The 15,608-nt window shown below is 41.7% G+C and carries 15 protein-coding genes; 5 read left to right on the top strand and 10 right to left on the bottom strand.

What is annotated here, in order from left to right; all coding sequences use genetic code 11:
• Positions 1 to 15: 15 nt before the first annotated feature.
• The 9 genes from ACLI08_RS03525 to ACLI08_RS03485 all read right to left on the bottom strand — a co-directional run bounded on the left by ACLI08_RS03525 (position 16) and on the right by ACLI08_RS03485 (position 9,723).
• On the bottom strand, positions 16 to 1,992 hold the full coding sequence (locus ACLI08_RS03525; RefSeq protein WP_411427376.1) for a KUP/HAK/KT family potassium transporter: 1,977 nt from the start codon (positions 1,990 to 1,992) through the stop codon (positions 16 to 18).
• A gap of 318 nt (positions 1,993 to 2,310) precedes the next feature.
• Positions 2,311 to 3,954, bottom strand: coding sequence for a S41 family peptidase (locus ACLI08_RS03520; protein ID WP_411427073.1), 1,644 nt, complete (start codon positions 3,952 to 3,954; stop codon positions 2,311 to 2,313).
• Between the two features lie 294 nt (positions 3,955 to 4,248).
• Positions 4,249 to 4,647, bottom strand: coding sequence for a ribonuclease P protein component (rnpA, locus tag ACLI08_RS03515; protein ID WP_411427072.1), 399 nt, complete (start codon positions 4,645 to 4,647; stop codon positions 4,249 to 4,251).
• Positions 4,648 to 4,843: 196 nt separating this feature from the next.
• Positions 4,844 to 6,160, bottom strand: coding sequence for a Fe-S cluster assembly protein SufD (sufD, locus tag ACLI08_RS03510; RefSeq protein WP_411427071.1), 1,317 nt, complete (start codon positions 6,158 to 6,160; stop codon positions 4,844 to 4,846).
• Between the two features lie 51 nt (positions 6,161 to 6,211).
• A complete protein-coding gene (locus ACLI08_RS03505; protein ID WP_411427070.1) occupies positions 6,212 to 6,574 on the bottom strand; it encodes a four helix bundle protein in 363 nt (120 codons plus the stop codon).
• A gap of 38 nt (positions 6,575 to 6,612) precedes the next feature.
• On the bottom strand, positions 6,613 to 7,365 hold the full coding sequence (gene sufC, locus ACLI08_RS03500; protein WP_411427069.1) for a Fe-S cluster assembly ATPase SufC: 753 nt from the start codon (positions 7,363 to 7,365) through the stop codon (positions 6,613 to 6,615).
• A 44-nt stretch (positions 7,366 to 7,409) separates the two neighbouring features.
• Entirely contained in the window at positions 7,410 to 7,757 is a 348-nt protein-coding gene (locus tag ACLI08_RS03495; RefSeq protein WP_411427068.1) for a four helix bundle protein, read from the bottom strand.
• Between the two features lie 41 nt (positions 7,758 to 7,798).
• Positions 7,799 to 9,247, bottom strand: coding sequence for a Fe-S cluster assembly protein SufB (gene sufB, locus ACLI08_RS03490; protein WP_411427067.1), 1,449 nt, complete (start codon positions 9,245 to 9,247; stop codon positions 7,799 to 7,801).
• 146 nt (positions 9,248 to 9,393) lie between these two features.
• Positions 9,394 to 9,723 carry a HesB/IscA family protein gene (locus ACLI08_RS03485; RefSeq protein ID WP_411427066.1) on the bottom strand — a complete coding sequence of 110 codons (330 nt, stop codon included), beginning with the start codon at positions 9,721 to 9,723 and terminating at the stop codon, positions 9,394 to 9,396.
• 280 nt (positions 9,724 to 10,003) lie between these two features.
• On the opposite strand from ACLI08_RS03485, the gene ACLI08_RS03480 reads away from it, so the two are divergent.
• The 4 genes from ACLI08_RS03480 (at position 10,004) to ACLI08_RS03465 (ending at position 14,023) form a co-directional block, all read left to right on the top strand.
• Positions 10,004 to 10,783: a hypothetical protein gene (locus ACLI08_RS03480; RefSeq protein WP_411427065.1), complete on the top strand. Its 780-nt coding sequence runs from the start codon at positions 10,004 to 10,006 to the stop codon at positions 10,781 to 10,783.
• A 15-nt stretch (positions 10,784 to 10,798) separates the two neighbouring features.
• Complete coding sequence (locus ACLI08_RS03475; RefSeq protein ID WP_411427064.1) at positions 10,799 to 11,314, top strand: TlpA family protein disulfide reductase; 516 nt, start codon at positions 10,799 to 10,801, stop codon at positions 11,312 to 11,314.
• A 154-nt stretch (positions 11,315 to 11,468) separates the two neighbouring features.
• Entirely contained in the window at positions 11,469 to 12,332 is an 864-nt protein-coding gene (locus ACLI08_RS03470) for an MBL fold metallo-hydrolase (RefSeq protein ID WP_411427063.1), read from the top strand.
• A gap of 77 nt (positions 12,333 to 12,409) precedes the next feature.
• Positions 12,410 to 14,023: a S8 family peptidase gene (locus ACLI08_RS03465; protein WP_411427062.1), complete on the top strand. Its 1,614-nt coding sequence runs from the start codon at positions 12,410 to 12,412 to the stop codon at positions 14,021 to 14,023.
• Between the two features lie 51 nt (positions 14,024 to 14,074).
• Here the strand turns inward: ACLI08_RS03465 and ACLI08_RS03460 are convergent, their stop codons facing one another.
• Positions 14,075 to 14,707 (bottom strand): SMI1/KNR4 family protein, encoded by a 633-nt coding sequence (locus ACLI08_RS03460; RefSeq protein ID WP_411427061.1) that lies wholly within the window; start codon positions 14,705 to 14,707, stop codon positions 14,075 to 14,077.
• Positions 14,708 to 15,170: 463 nt separating this feature from the next.
• Between ACLI08_RS03460 and ACLI08_RS03455 the strand changes: the two genes are divergently transcribed.
• Entirely contained in the window at positions 15,171 to 15,605 is a 435-nt protein-coding gene (locus ACLI08_RS03455) for a hypothetical protein (RefSeq protein ID WP_411427060.1), read from the top strand.
• Positions 15,606 to 15,608: the final 3 nt, after the last annotated feature.

Raw genomic sequence — 15,608 nt, 5'->3', positions numbered from 1 at the left:
TGTGTGTTATTGGTTCTACTCGTCTATGCGGACCAGGCTTATATCTTCGGGCGGATGAATTACGATAGGAAACTTTTCTACCTTAACCGAGCTGCTGTCTAATCCGAACGCCCTGCCTTCAGAAAGGCTCACTTTTTTCAGTACAAAGTAGATATCCAGGATAATACGCTCAAACCAAGGCAGCTCATTATCATAGCTCAGGAATTTTTCTATGATTACAAACTTAAAGTCGCCTATTACATTATTTCTGCTCAATGATTCGTAGCGGCTGGTAATATCTACCTCACCACGCTTAACAAGATCGCGAACTACCTGCTTAAACATCAGGTTAATACGCGGTTGAACCCTAAAGCCCAGGTAAAAATCTACCCGGATAACATCATCCTGTACAATTTCGCGTACGCGGTACTCCATAGTGTACGGCTCATCTACCACATTAACGTGTACAAACCAGTAAATATCAGCGCGTTTTGGCCTTTTTTGCAATATAGAGTATATAATTTTCGATTCTATCTCGTCGCTTATACCCGCATTAGTCATGTATACCAGGTGGGTGGCGTATTTAGGAATAGAATCGTCATGGCTTAGCTCTGCCAGTACCGTTTTATAGTTGTCTATTTTAGTAAACTCGGTGTATTCGCTCCTGATTTCCTTGGCTTTGTACCATACAAACATTACAAAAGCCAGTAAGCCCGCTATACCTACAGATACATAACCGCCGTGGTGGAATTTACTCATGTTAGCTATAAGGAACGAAACCTCTATACTGAAATACACTAATACCGTACCCAGTATAAAGAGTTTATTATAGCGCTTCATAACCATGTAGTACCCCAGTAATATGGTGGTCATAATCATACACAGTACAATGGCAAGGCCGTAAGCCGCCTCCATGTTGCTGGATTCTTTAAAGTGCAGGGTAATAAATACACAACCCCAGAATAATAACCAGTTAATAGACGGTATATAGATTTGACCCTTTAGTTCTGTAGGGAATTTTACCGAAACTTTCGGCCAGAAGTTTAGTCGCATGGCCTCGCTTATCAGCGTAAACGAACCGCTTATCAGCGCCTGAGAGGCTATAATAGCCGCTGAGGTAGCTATGGCAATACCAAATGGCAGGAACCATTGAGGCATAAGCAGGTAAAAAGGGTTCCCCGGAATTTCGGGGCTGCCGCTTAGCTCGTTAAGGGTTTTACCAGCGTGTTCCATAAGGTAAACGCCCTGCCCAAAGTAGTTTAAGATAAGCATCAGCTTTACAAAGCCCCAGCTTATGCGTATGTTGCTGCGTCCGCAGTGGCCCATATCGCTATACAGCGCCTCGGCACCCGTGGTACACAGGAATACAAATCCGAGTACGTAAAAACCATCGTGGTGTATGCTCAGCAGGTGTATGGCGTAGTAGGGGTTAAGCGCTTTAAGCACTTCCAGGTTATGGAACATGGGTATAATACCCAGTACACCCAGCATACCAAACCAAAGCAACATCATGGGACCGAAGAACTTACCCACAAGGCTGGTTCCGAATTTTTGGATAAGGAACAGTACAAATAAAATACCTATAACAATAGGCACGGTGTTAATTTCAGGGTTGTAAATGCGTAGCCCTTCTATAGCAGAGGAAACCGATACCGGTGGGGTGATGATACCGTCGGCAAGGAGCGCACTACCGCCAATAATAGCCGGGATAATAAGCCCTTTCTTTTTAAGGCGCTTTACAAGGGTGTATAGCGAAAAAATTCCGCCTTCACCTTTGTTATCTGCCTGTAGGGTTAGTACTACATACTTTAGGGTGGTTTGCAAGGTTAAGGTCCAGAAGATACACGATAGTGCACCCAGCAGTACCTCTTTGTCTATAGGTGACGAACCTACTATGGCCTTCATTACATAGAGGGGTGAAGTACCGATGTCCCCGTAAATGATACCCAGGGTAACGATTAGTCCTCCTAACGTTACACTGTTTAAGTGTTTGTGACTTGAGCTCACGACTATTGTTTGAAATTATGAAGAAACAAATGTAGCAGATTTTATAACACAGCGTATTGAAAACCATCTATTAATTCACTAAACACCTGTGTAATTGCGCTCTGTGCAATACTACACCGTATTTGGTTATCAAAAAGTTATAAACCGAAATAAAACGCTTTAAAAGAAGTAGTGTTTTTAATTTTCTACCGCAAAAAAACACATAGAAAATAGCGAATGTTTTTAAGTTATGATAGGCTGTTGCGGTTTTGTAGATGATACAAAACGGTTAGGAAGCTGTTCCAATAAAAAATCCCCTCTTTATGAGGGGATTGTGATATTAAATTACTTCTTAAGTATTTTATTGTACTCTGCAGGGTTAGCCAGCAGGGCAGTAGCTTTTTTAATCTCGGTATTATTAGCAAGGTAGTACTTGTACAGGCCTTCTTTGTACTGGTAGCGTTTTATAAGCTCATCGGTAATCAGTTGTTTGATTTCCTCTTTGTGTGCTGTCAGTTCTTTTTCCTCGCTTTTTTGCACCGCAGAAAGCAGTGCTGCGTACTCTGTCTTTATGCTTTCGTCTACTTTTTCCTTTTTAGCGGTTACCAGCAGCTCTTTTACAGCTTTTTCTGTAGCGGTGTCAAACTCAAATTTTTCTTTCTTTAAAAACGCTTTAAACGCCTCAAAGTCGGCATCTGTTATAGCAGGTATTTTAGTGCCCAGGTTAGGGTTTTTGTAGTAGTACTGCGTGGCGAAATTAAAAATACCGTCTTTACGCAGTACTGCATCGGCTATAGGGCTTTGTTTGCTTTCTTCCAGTGCTACGTCGGGCTGTATGCCGCCGCCATCCTGTACGCTGCGCCCGTTGCGGGTTTTAAAGGTGTTATAGTTTTTAGCATCTACACGTATGGCTTTACCATCGGCATCTTTATGGGTATAGTCCAGCGCCTGTATGCATCGGCCTGAAGGCGTGTAATACCGCGAAATAGTAACCTTTACTTGTGTGCCATACGTTAAGTCTATAGGGCGCTGAACCAGTCCTTTGCCGAAACTACGGCTACCTACCACCACGGCACGGTCTAAATCCTGCAATGCACCCGATACAATTTCTGAAGCCGAAGCACTTTTGCTGTCTACCAGCACTGCAATAGGAATATCTAAATCTACCGGCGCGGTACGTGTTTTATAAGTATTGTTATATTTTTCGTTCTTACTTTTAGTAGTAACAATTACCTCGCCTTCTTTTACAAACAGGCTGCAAATGTTTACGGCTTCGTTTAATAAACCACCCGGATTGCCACGCAGATCCAAAATTATTTTTGTAGCCCCCTGCCCTTTAAGATCCAGCAGGGCCGCTTTGGTTTCGCTGCTGGCTTTGGCATTAAACTGCGAAAGCACTATGTATCCGGTAGTTTTGTCAACCATTCCGAAGAACGGTACCGCTTTTACATCTACCTCACTCAGTACCAAATCAGTAGTGTAGGTTTTGCCTTGGCGTAGGTATTTTATGTTTATTTTGGTATTCTTACTGCCTTTAAGCAATTCGCTGGCATCCTCCTTAAAGTCGGCCAGGGCAATATCGCCTATCTGAATAATTTCGTCGCCCGCCTTCAAACCTGCTTTATCTGCCGGATAGTCTTTATACGGCTCCTGAACAATCAGTTTACCGTCTTTACGGCTTATCATAGCGCCGATGCCAGTGTATTCGCCGGTATTGTTTATTTTGAACTTAGCCACATCGGCTTCGTTAAAATAATTGGTATACGGATCCAGGTCGGCCAACATGCTTTTAATGGCTTTATCCATCAGCTCGCCCGGGTTGGTTTCGTCTACGTAGTTGGTATTTACCGTTTTGTACAGGGTGGTAAATATTTCTATCTGCTTGGCTATCTCAAAAAAATCATCGCGGTAGCTAAAACTTACCCCCGTAAACAGCAGCCCTGTAGCCAGGACCGGAACTACGTATTTCTTTTTAAATCTCTTAAACATTTTGTTTCTTTTTTCTAATCATTCGTTTGTAAAGAATGTATGCCACCACGAATATAACGATTACCGGCCAAATATTAAGCAGCACAAGGGAGAAACCCGTAAGCTCATTAAAATCGGATTTTACAGCTGCCCAGGCTTTATTGGCTTGGCCTCGTAATCCACACTGGCATTTTCGTTATCTTCAGATTTCTTACAGCCTTAATTGCCAATGCCACAAGCAGTGTGCATACTATTTTTTTCATGGTGGTTGGTATAATTTAGCTGTAAAACGCTAAAAAGTAAAGCATTATTATGCTATTCGGATTTATTTACAAACCCTTCCTTTACCAGAAACTTCTCAAACAGCTGCACCGTTTTTTCCATGACTTCGGCGTGGGTAAGGCGGTCTTTGGTTTGGTAAAAAAACATTATGGCGTACGGCTTGTCTACGGTATCCAGTAGTAAATGTTTGTTAAGGCGGTAGGCTTCTCGCAGGTGGCGCTTAAACAGGTTACGGTCGTGTGCGCGCTTAAAGTATTTCTTAGATACCGAAACGCCTACCTGAGTAATCACACCCTCACCGGGTTCTAAAGGTTTGTACACCAATCGCAACGGGTATTTACTTACCGACTGGGCATCTACAAAAAGCTCACTGATAAGTGTGCGGCTTTTTAGTTTTTCGGCCTTGCCGTAGGTATAGCGTTTGGTTTCCATGCGGGTGCAAAGGTAATGTTTTTTGAGCTTTGCCAAGAATTACGCTAATTTCGACAAATTGGCTTTCGAAGTAAAATCATAAACAGAGCAAAAAGTCCAAAATAGAATTTGTGAAAATTCGTGTAATTAGTGGCAAAATAAAAACAAAAAACTGCCCCGAGAGGCAGTCTTCTACTATTTAAAAACGGATAAATTTTTATAAATCAAAACCCATGCTTACGCCCAGTTTGGTAGCAATGAGTTTGGTTATGCGCTGTTTAAGCTCCGGTATGCGTATGCTGTCTATGGCTTCGTTGCTAAACGCGTACATAAGCAGTGCCTTGGCTTCTTTAACCGGGATACCACGGCTGCGCAGGTAAAATAACGCGTCGTCATCTAGCTGGCCTATGGTACAACCGTGTGAACACTTAACGTCATCTGCAAAAATCTCTAGCTGAGGTTTTGCGTTAATCGTTGCCTTTTCGCTAATCAGTATGTTGTTATTCTGCTGGAACGCATCGGTTTTCTGGGCCTCACGCTCTACGTAAATTTTACCGTTAAACACCCCGGTTGCGTTACCGTCAAAAATACCTTTATAGTTTTGGTGGCTTTCGCAGTTTGGCTCAGCGTGGTGTACCAGAGTGTAGTGGTCTACGTGCTGTTTACCGCCTATAATGGTAATACCTTTAAGCGTGCTTTCAATACGCTCGCCCTGGTGGTAAAAATTCAGGTTATTTCGGGTAATGTTACCGCCAAACGAAAAAGTATGCACAGAAGCGTTGCTATTGCGTTTTTGGGCGATATAGGTGTTGTCTACCAGGTTTGCCGATTGCTCATCGTTCTGAATCTTGTAGTAATCAACATTGGCGTATTCCTGGGCAAAGATCTCTGTAACGCTATTTGTAAGCACCGGATTGCTGTTAAGGCTTTGGTGGCGCTCTATGATTTGCACCTGTGCATTTTCGCCTACAATAACCAGGTTACGCGGCTGTACCATAAGCGCGGCTTCGGAGCCGGTGCTCAGGTACATGATTTCGATAGGTTTATCGGCTATCTTGTTTTTTGGTATGTTGATAAAAGCACCTTCGCTGGCAAAAGCCGTGTTTAATGATGTAAGTGTTTCGTCTTTACTGGCTATTTTGTTAAAGTAGCTGTCTATAACTTCTTTATACTTAGGCTTGTTAAGCGCGCTGCTCATAAGGCACACGTCTATGCCGTCATGCGTTGTGCTGCTTAAGAACGAGCTGAATGCACCGTCTATAAATACCAGTTTGTAGGTATCTATCTGGTGCAGGAAGTATTTTTTTACATCGCCATAATCCAGTGCCGCTTCGCTTTTAGGGAACACGGTAAAATCGTGCTTAAGCACCGCATTTAACGATGTATATTTCCATGCCTCCTCCTTTTTTGTAGGGAAGCCTTTCGCCTCAAAATTTTTAATGGCTTCGGTACGGATGTCGTGCAGGCTGCTGGTTACATCTACACGCTCCTCAAACGCCATAAAAGACGATAATAGTTTTTCTTTTAAATCCATTATAACAGTCTAAAGTTTTAAAGTCTAAAGTCATAAAGACCTTAGCAAACTTTATTTATTGAGATATTTTATAAAACCGCCAAGCAGTCTTGATATTTCGGTTACTTCGGCAAACAGTTCATTAAATGTTTGCTGAGATATATAATTTAAATCTAAAGCCAGATAAAGCTGCGATCTTACTTCAGCCGCTGAGCCTTTTGCTATGTACAGAAACTGGATAAACTCCTTATCCGTATTGCGCTCAAAACCTTCAGCAATATTAGAAGATATTGAAACAGAGCATCTGCGGATTTGTCTTGCTAAATCAAAATCTTTTCGAAAAGCATCGGTATCGGTAATTAGGTAAATCTTTTTATTTAATAATCTGGCACGTTGCCAAGAATTAATTTCTTCAAAAGAACTGAATTTACCCATTCCTAAGACTTTATGACTTTAGACCTTCGACTTTACGACTAAGCTTCGTTCTCCGCTTTAATCCAGTCGTAGCCTTTTTCTTCAAGCTCCAAGGCAAGTTCTTTACCGCCTGATTTTACAATTTTACCTTTGTATAGTACGTGTACGTAATCAGGTACAATATAATCAAGAAGGCGCTGATAATGGGTAATAACAATAACCGCGTTGTCTTTGCTACGTAGTTTGTTTACACCGTTTGCCACGATACGAAGCGCATCAATGTCAAGACCTGAGTCGGTTTCGTCAAGGATAGCGATTTTCGGCTCAAGCATAGCCATCTGGAAGATTTCGTTACGCTTCTTTTCACCACCCGAAAAACCTTCGTTTAGCGAGCGCGAAAGGAACTTACGGTCTATTTCCAGCAGTTCGCTTTTTTCGCGGATAAGCTTCAGCATTTCGTTGGCCGGCATTTCCTCCTGGCCGTTAGCCTTACGGGTTTCGTTGATGGCGGTTTTCATAAAGTTGGTTACCGATACGCCCGGTATCTCTACAGGATACTGAAACGAAAGGAACACACCTTTGTGTGCACGCTCCTCAGGGGCTAGTTCGCCTATGTCTTCACCTTCAAGGATGATTTCACCGTCGGTTACCTCGTAGTTTTCATTACCGGCAATAACCGATGAAAGGGTACTTTTACCAGAACCGTTTGGCCCCATAATGGCATGTACCTCACCGGCTTTAACCTCTAGGTTAATACCCTTTAATATGTCTTTGTCTTCTACCTTCGCGTGCAGGTTTTTTATTGATAACATTAATTTGGAAATTTATTAATTTGGAAATTTGAAAATTCCACTCGTTATTTTTGTTTCGATGTTATTATAATCTTGTTAGCTATCCGTGATATATTTTCAAGCTTTATAATCAAATCATCCGGATTTGGATAATTTTCAGAAAACTTACACAATTCAAGCCAATAAAATGTTTCTTCAATTTCTTTGGCTGCAATCTTAAACTTATGAATAAAATCAGCCTTGCTTTCAGCATTTTGAGCTTCCCTGATATTTGCACCGATAGATGTTCCTGATTTTAATAACTGATTAGCAATTACAAACTTTTTATTGTCCTGCAACACTTCGCAATATTTTACAATACCTAAAGCAAATTCAAATGTTTGGACAACAATTACATTCCGCTTAGGCTCCATCTATAGCATTTACAAATTATCAAATTATCTCATTTTCAAATTTACCCTACACTTCCCTCCAGGCTTATCTCCAGAAGCTTCTGCGCTTCCACAGCGAACTCCATTGGCAGTTTGTTCAGTACGTCTTTACTAAAGCCGTTTACAATAAGGGCAATCGCCTTTTCTGTAGGGATACCGCGCTGATTGCAGTAAAACACCTGGTCTTCGCCAATTTTACTGGTGGTAGCTTCGTGCTCTATCTTAGCAGTGGTGTTTTTCGACTCAATGTACGGGAACGTGTGTGCGCCACAGTTGTTGCCCATAAGCAGGGAGTCGCACTGAGAGAAGTTACGCGCGTTTTCGGCACGGCTTCCTATCTGTACAAGGCCACGGTAGCTGTTTTGCGACTTACCTGCCGAGATACCTTTAGAGATAATGGTGCTCTTGGTGTTTTTACCAAGGTGAATCATTTTGGTACCTGTGTCTGCCTGCTGGTAGTTATTGGTCACCGCAATAGAGTAAAATTCCCCTACCGAGTTGTCACCTTTAAGCACACAGCTTGGGTATTTCCAGGTAACTGCCGAACCGGTTTCTACCTGGGTCCAGCTTATTTTAGCATTGGTTTCGCAAAGGCCACGTTTGGTTACAAAGTTGTATACCCCACCTTTACCTTCTTTATTACCCGGGAACCAGTTTTGTACGGTGCTGTATTTTATTTCGGCATTGTCCAGTGCTATTAACTCTACTACGGCAGCGTGAAGCTGATTTTCGTCGCGGCTTGGCGCAGTACATCCTTCAAGGTAGCTTACATAGCTGCCTTCGTCGGCTACTACGAGCGTACGCTCAAACTGGCCTGTACCTGCCTGATTAATACGGAAATACGTACTAAGTTCCATAGGGCAACGCACGCCCTTTGGAATATAACAGAATGAACCGTCACTAAACACAGCCGAGTTTAGCGCTGCATAGAAGTTATCCTTCTGTGGCACTACAGAGCCTATGTATTTTTTAACCAGTTCCGGGTGTTCTTTTATTGCTTCACTGATAGAGCAGAAAATAATGCCCTTTTCGGCGAGTGTCTTTTTAAATGTAGTAGCTACCGATACCGAGTCCATTACAATATCTACCGCCACGCCGGCAAGCTTTTTTTGCTCGTCTATAGAAATACCCAGTTTCTTAAATGTTTCAAGAAGCTCAGGGTCTACCTCGTCAAGGCTTTCGTATTTTGCTTTCTTAAGCGGTGCAGAATAATATGATATGGCCTGAAAATCAGGTTTCTCGTAGTGTACGTTTGCCCATTCCGGTTCGGTCATTTGTTCCCATGCACGAAACGCCTCAAGGCGCCACTCGGTCATCCACTGCGGCTCTTCTTTTTTAGCCGAAAGCGCGCGGATAATATCCTCGTTAAGCCCGTTAGGAAAGGTTTCGCTTTCTATATCGGTATAAAAACCGTACTCGTATTCTTTATTCTCGAGCTCGATTTTTAATTCTTCTTCTGTGTACTTACTCATGTTTTTTTGTTTCAGGTTTAAAGTTTCAGGTTTAAAGTTGCTCACTCAAACCGGAAGACACTACTGAATAACTTTTTAACTTTATAAATAAGTCTCATTTTCAGGTTCCAAAACCTGGAACCTGAAACCTGAAACTTTAAACTTTTTTAAAGCGAGAAGCTCTCCCCACAGCCACACGTGCGGCTTGCATTAGGGTTGTTAAAAACAAAGCCTTTACCGTTAAGTCCGCCGCTAAACTCAAGCGTGGTACCGGCAAGGTACAGTACGCTTTTTTTGTCTACGGCTATCTTTACGCCATTGTCTTCAAATACTTTGTCGTTCTCGTTTATTGTGTTGTCAAATTTCAGTTCGTATGACAAACCTGAACATCCACCGCTCTTAACACCTACCCTTATATAATCGGTTTCGGCGTTAAATCCATCATCTTCCATAAGCATGATGGCCCTCTTCTTTGCTGAATCAGAAACTTTTATCATATCTTAAAAGCGTGTATTTAGTCTAAATTACGTTGCAAAGATATACCAAAAAGTTGGCTTAATAAAATGCTGCTATTTTATTGTACAATAATGCTATAGAAGATGTTTATATTTAACATTGTTGGCCTCTTGGTTGAGTGCCTGAAAATAATTAAATCTGTTAATTTTGTGTTAATGCAAAATTGGATGCAGAAAGTGTTTATACTTTTAAATAAACCAATATGTTAGGCTACGTACACTGTTACATGCTTAACAAGCCATACAAACCAAATTTAAACCAATGCTTAAAATTACAAAATTCAGGCTCTTGTTTTGTGTTGCCGCAATGCTTTTTTCTTCAAACCTTATTACCGCTCAGGCAAGTACACCCGAGCCGAAGGAGTTACTAAAGAAAATAGACCATGCTATAGAAAACCTGCATACCGTGGTGTACAAGATGCATCATAAAAATAAATTTCTTTCCCGGCGCGATACCATAAGTACTATAGCCGTTTGTTCTTTATATGTAAACGGCAATAAAATGTATAACATAGTAGATGAGGTGTCTACAGAGTTAGGCACCAGTACTTACGGGTTTAGAAAGTACGATGGGAAAAAGTGCCTGTGGATGAACTGGAAGATCGATTCGCTGGATGTTAACAACAAACCCGATGTTATTAGTAAAAAACATAAGGTAGAGGCTGTGGTTGAAAATTATAAATCGCTTTTATTATCCCAGTATATAATGCAAAAACAGCCGTTCGGCAAATATGAAGCTATGGCTGGCAACATTGGCATTGAGGAAAAGGAGCTTAACAATATTCCCGTGTATGTACTCACTTTTAGGTTTAAAGACCATGAGGATATCCGGGATAATGTGGAAAAGCATTACATACGTAAGTCAGATTACCTCCCCGTGGCGTATTACTCCTTCTTACGATGGGAAAACATGGAACAATATATTTATTACGAAGTAGAATATATAGCCATTAACCCAAATATAAACGTAAGCCAGTTTACAATACAGAAAAATGAAACCGTAAACGCCAGGGAGCGCTATACTCTTATGATGCAACGATAAAATTCCATTAAAACAATGAATACTGCCAACCGTTATTTTCCGCTTTTACTGTCGTTTTTTATAAGTATGCTGTTTTTAAACGCCTCCGCGCAAAGCGTTACTAAGAATCTGCAACTGCCCGATACTGAAATAACACTGCACAATAACCAGGTGCTTAACCTCGCCAGTTTAAAAGGGAAGGTAGTGTTGCTCGATTTTTGGCACAGGGGCTGTGCGCCCTGCCTGCAAGCCATACAGGAACTGATAGCCTTACAGGAAGAATTTAGAGATGATTTGGTTATAATAGGTATTAACGCTTTTGACATTCAAGAAGACGTAGTTTCTTACGCCGCCTATAAGAAAATGAATTACTATTCCACGTTTAAAAAAGAAGGCATTAATCTTCTCAAAGCACTGGGTATTACTGTTACGGCGTTTCCTACCACAGTGCTATATGGTAAAGATGGTACTATGGCTAAAAATGAAGCCGGTTATAGTAAAGGAACAATGAAATCACTTCGCAGGGCTATTGTACGATCCCTTAAAGATTAATCGTTATATAACATTTATTTGTTTGTATTGCTACTACACATTTACCTGTAAAACATTTGGTTTTCGCGGAAAAAATGATGCTGGCAACTATGTTGGGCTGTATATACAAGCTTAATTTCATTAACTTGCACATACAAACAAATAACAAACTATAATGAAACTCTATACCGTAGAAAGCGGCAACTTTAAGCTCGATGGTGGTGCCATGTTTGGTGTGGTGCCGAAAACCATTTGGAACAAAACCAATCCTGCCGATGAAAACAACCTTATAGATATGGCAGCGCGCTGCCTTTTGGTAGAAGATGGTAACCGCCTTACCCTGATAGACACGGGCATGGGCAACAAGCAGAACGATAAGTTTTTTGGCTATTATTCGCTTTGGGGCGATTTTAACCTGGACAGTTCGCTGGCAGCGCACGGCTTTCACCGCGATGATATTACCGATGTGTTCCTTACCCACCTGCATTTTGACCATAGTGGCGGTGCCATACAATGGAACAAAGACCGCACGGGCTATGAGCCTGCTTTTAAAAACGCGCACTTTTGGACCAATGATAACCACTGGGCATGGGCCACTAAGCCAAATGCCCGAGAAAAAGCGTCATTTCTGCCCGAAAACATTATGCCCATGCAGGAGAGCGGTCAACTGAAATTTATAACCCGCCCGGAAACCGGTGATTTTAAAGCGGAAACCGAAGCAGGTTTCGGGGTGTTGTTTGCCGATGGCCATACTGAAAAGCAAATGCTGCCCGTGATTAACCATAACGGAAAAACATTTGTATTTATGGCCGATTTGCTTCCTACCGTTGGGCACCTTCCATTGCCGTACGTTATGGGGTACGATACCCGGCCGCTACTAACACTGGACGAAAAAAATAAATTTCTTACCGAAGCTGCCGATAAAGGCTACTACCTTATCCTTGGGCATGATGCACATAATGAAGTAATCACCGTGCAGCATACCGAAAAAGGGGTGCGCCTTAAAGAGGTTTATAAGGCAAACGAAATATTAATATAATGTTAATTGCTACCTTTGTGTAACAAACAGGCAATACATTAGACCAATTTTTTATCAAAAAAAGTAATTTAGAACGGATGAAATTCAAATCAATTTTCCTTTCGGCGGCCCTTGCGTTGTTTCTTGCAAGCTGCGGCGCCAAGAAAATCACAGCCGAACCACTAGCCATAACCACACCGGTTACTGCCAAAAAGGCTAAAATAACCGAAACTGACGAAAAACGCTGGAGCCACCTGGATCTGTTTAAAGATACCATTCCGGGTATGAGCGTAGACCGCGTATACGAACTGCTTAAAGGCCGCAAGGCTGCTAAAGTTATTGTAGGCGTTGTAGACAGCGGGGTAGACATTGAACACCCGGAGCTTAAAGATGTACTTTGGACAAACAAAAAAGAAATAGCGGGTAACGGTATAGACGATGATAAAAACGGCTATATAGACGACATCCACGGCTGGAACTTTTTGGGCGACATAGAGCACGAAAACATGGAGTTTGTGCGCATCATTAAAAAAGGTGACGACGGTTCTGAAACCTACAAACGCGCTCTTGCTGAGTACGATGAGGAGGTAAAACAGGCACAAACGGCGAAACAGCGTATGGGCTTTATTGTAAAGGCAGACGAAACCTTCAGGCAAAAAACAGGTAAAGAGCACTACACGGCAGACGACCTTAAAAACCTTAAAATAGATGACCCTGCTATTGCCGGTCTTAAAGACCGTTTTGTAATGTTCCTTAGCCAGGTATCGCATGAGGAGCTTATGGGTCAGATTAAAGAGGGCCTTGAGCATTACGACAGCGAGCTTAAATACCACCTTAACAAGGACTACAACGCGCGTAAAGACATCCTTAAAGATAACGCAGACGACTGGAACAGCAAAACCTACGGTAACGCTAACGTTATTGGCCCTGAAAAAGAAGGCGCTAAGCACGGTACGCACGTAGCGGGTATTATAGCACAGGCGCGCCACAACAATGTAGGCGGAGACGGTGTAGCTACCCCTTATGTAGAAGTTATGGCAGTACGCGCCGTGCCCGATGGCGACGAGTACGATAAAGACGTAGCGCTTGCCATTCGCTATGCAGTAGATAACGGTGCTAAAGTTATTAACGGTAGTTTTGGTAAATACTACTCGCCCCACAGCCAGTGGGTGTACGATGCGCTTAAATATGCAGGCGAAAAAGACGTACTTGTAGTATTTGCTGCCGGTAACGAAGGTATAGACCTTGATGCCGATAAAAGCGAGCGTTACCCTAACGACGATAAAAACACGCTTGAAGAATACACAGATAACGTACTTACCATAGGTGCCCTTACACACGATTACGGAGAGGGCCTGGTAGCCGACTTTAGTAACTACGGTAAAACCAAGGTAGACGTGTTTTCGCCGGGTGTAAGGATTTACGCTACCGTGCCAAACGATAAGTTTGAATACCTTCAGGGTACGTCAATGGCATCGCCTAACGCTGCTGGTGTAGCCGCGCTTGTACGTGCGTTCTACCCTAAGTTAAAAGCAGCCCAGGTAAAGCAAATCATCATGAAATCAGGTATTGCCATCCCTCAGGAAGTAATGCTTGGCGGTGATGAAAATGCTACACGCCAGTTTAAAGATGTTTGCCGTTCTGGTAAAATAGTAAATGCTTACAACGCTATTATCCTTGCCGATAAGGTTTCAAGAGGAGAGAAACTGTAATTTATGTTATTGCATTGAATAGTAAAGCCGCTAAGTGATTAGCGGCTTTTTTTATGATAATTCTGCAAGGGATTTATCAAGCCATAGCTCGTACCAGTCAAGGAAATTTATTCTTTGGTTATTTTTGAGATTAGGATAAATACCGCCGTCACTTGCCCTACAATCCACCCATATATTCCCTTTTTCGGATCCTGATACTACCAGATTTTCATATGTGCCACAGCCTAAATTGCTTATACGGATACTTCCGTTTATATGTTCAGGATTGAAATACAGGTTTTCAAATTCTTCAAGTTCCTCATAGTACAGCTCGTCATTTTCTTCTATGCTGTGTTTTGGTCTAAAAGATAAGTTCCAGTTATTTTCGTAAGGAAAAGGTCTGCCCGGATTTAATAATTCGCCTCTTTTATAGTCAAGGTCATCAAAAAGGGAATTTTCCAAAGGTTCCAGTCCATAATTTGGGCCTGCACCGCCATTTCCTATATGTATCAAAAACAATTTATAACCTTGCGGCAGTATACACTTGTTTTCATTTTCAAAGGCCATAATTTTTTTTAAATTAAGACATTTATTAAGGGTATATTTATGGCGATTGGCACCAAATATTTTTAACTGTCGGTCTTTGTTACGTAGTAGGTCTAGTTTGTTTTTTATATGATTTAGTTGTGCATATAGCGCATCCATAATTTAAATGGTTTTACCAAATTTAGCCTTTTGCCAAATTAAATAGCCAATAACCAAAGATACTTTTTTTCCTATTATTACCACATAACGGTATTTATTGCAATGGCACTCTTGTTGTCGACTTGCTTTTTGAGGGCACTATAGCCCTAACACCCGTTAATGGCAGCAGTACTTAGATCAGAAATGAATGTGAATACGGAGGGCAATCTTACAATTATACGGGTACACAGCAACTAATATACCTGTAATTTCCGTAACATGATATCCATTGTGTTTTGCCTGCTGTTTCCTAATGTATTCAGCCAGGCATCGAAAATGCTACACGCCTGTTTAAGATGTTTTTATCTATTACATTAGGCTGTTAATAATTTTATTCGTAATTTTTTGTACCGATAACGCAACCTGTCGCCGGGTTTTGTATCTGTAATTATGAACGTAGTTGTATTTAGAATTGATTGATAGTATGAAAAAGAGCCTTATAGCGTTTCTGTGTTTTATTGCGGGTATCTTACTTGTAGTTTCCTGCAGTGCAGACGACTCCCCAAAAGTTAACTTTCACCTTACGTACCTGGCTACAGAAGGGGTTTCTGTACCCGAATACATGAAGCGTGGCGAAACCTACACCATAAGTGTGTATTACAAAAAACCCGACGATTGCCATTATTTTAACGGTATGTACTCTACCGTAAACCAAAGCGTTTATACTATGGCCGTAGAAGCCATGGTGTTAGATAACGTAGATTGCCAGCCCTCTACGGCTACGGCTCCAGATGTGGCTTCGTTTAGTTTTACCGTGCCGCTGTCTGTATACAATAGTTGTACATTTAAGTTTTACACCGGTACAGATGCACAGGGTAATGATACCTTTCTTGTAAAAGAAGTGCCTTTATGGCAGTAGGTT

The organism is Flavobacterium sp. RNTU_13 (assembly GCF_046614455.1).
Taxonomy (GTDB): domain Bacteria; phylum Bacteroidota; class Bacteroidia; order Flavobacteriales; family Flavobacteriaceae; genus Flavobacterium.
The sequence above is the reverse complement of the archived record's forward strand: the minus strand, read 5'-3'. Positions and strand labels throughout refer to the sequence as shown.

What these genes read in the sequence shown, in the direction of transcription:
- ACLI08_RS03520 (WP_411427073.1), bottom strand. Translation starts at nt 3,954, where the DNA reads ATGTTTAAGAGATTTAAAAAGAAATACGTAGTTCCGGTCCTGGCTACA.
- rnpA (WP_411427072.1), bottom strand. Translation starts at nt 4,647, where the DNA reads ATGGAAACCAAACGCTATACCTACGGCAAGGCCGAAAAACTAAAAAGC.
- sufD (WP_411427071.1), bottom strand. Translation starts at nt 6,160, where the DNA reads ATGGATTTAAAAGAAAAACTATTATCGTCTTTTATGGCGTTTGAGGAG.
- ACLI08_RS03505 (WP_411427070.1), bottom strand. Translation starts at nt 6,574, where the DNA reads ATGGGTAAATTCAGTTCTTTTGAAGAAATTAATTCTTGGCAACGTGCC.
- sufC (WP_411427069.1), bottom strand. Translation starts at nt 7,365, where the DNA reads ATGTTATCAATAAAAAACCTGCACGCGAAGGTAGAAGACAAAGACATA.
- ACLI08_RS03495 (WP_411427068.1), bottom strand. Translation starts at nt 7,757, where the DNA reads ATGGAGCCTAAGCGGAATGTAATTGTTGTCCAAACATTTGAATTTGCT.
- sufB (WP_411427067.1), bottom strand. Translation starts at nt 9,247, where the DNA reads ATGAGTAAGTACACAGAAGAAGAATTAAAAATCGAGCTCGAGAATAAA.
- ACLI08_RS03485 (WP_411427066.1), bottom strand. Translation starts at nt 9,723, where the DNA reads ATGATAAAAGTTTCTGATTCAGCAAAGAAGAGGGCCATCATGCTTATG.
- ACLI08_RS03480 (WP_411427065.1), top strand. Translation starts at nt 10,004, where the DNA reads ATGCTTAAAATTACAAAATTCAGGCTCTTGTTTTGTGTTGCCGCAATG.
- ACLI08_RS03475 (WP_411427064.1), top strand. Translation starts at nt 10,799, where the DNA reads ATGAATACTGCCAACCGTTATTTTCCGCTTTTACTGTCGTTTTTTATA.
- ACLI08_RS03470 (WP_411427063.1), top strand. Translation starts at nt 11,469, where the DNA reads ATGAAACTCTATACCGTAGAAAGCGGCAACTTTAAGCTCGATGGTGGT.
- ACLI08_RS03465 (WP_411427062.1), top strand. Translation starts at nt 12,410, where the DNA reads ATGAAATTCAAATCAATTTTCCTTTCGGCGGCCCTTGCGTTGTTTCTT.
- ACLI08_RS03460 (WP_411427061.1), bottom strand. Translation starts at nt 14,707, where the DNA reads ATGGATGCGCTATATGCACAACTAAATCATATAAAAAACAAACTAGAC.
- ACLI08_RS03455 (WP_411427060.1), top strand. Translation starts at nt 15,171, where the DNA reads ATGAAAAAGAGCCTTATAGCGTTTCTGTGTTTTATTGCGGGTATCTTA.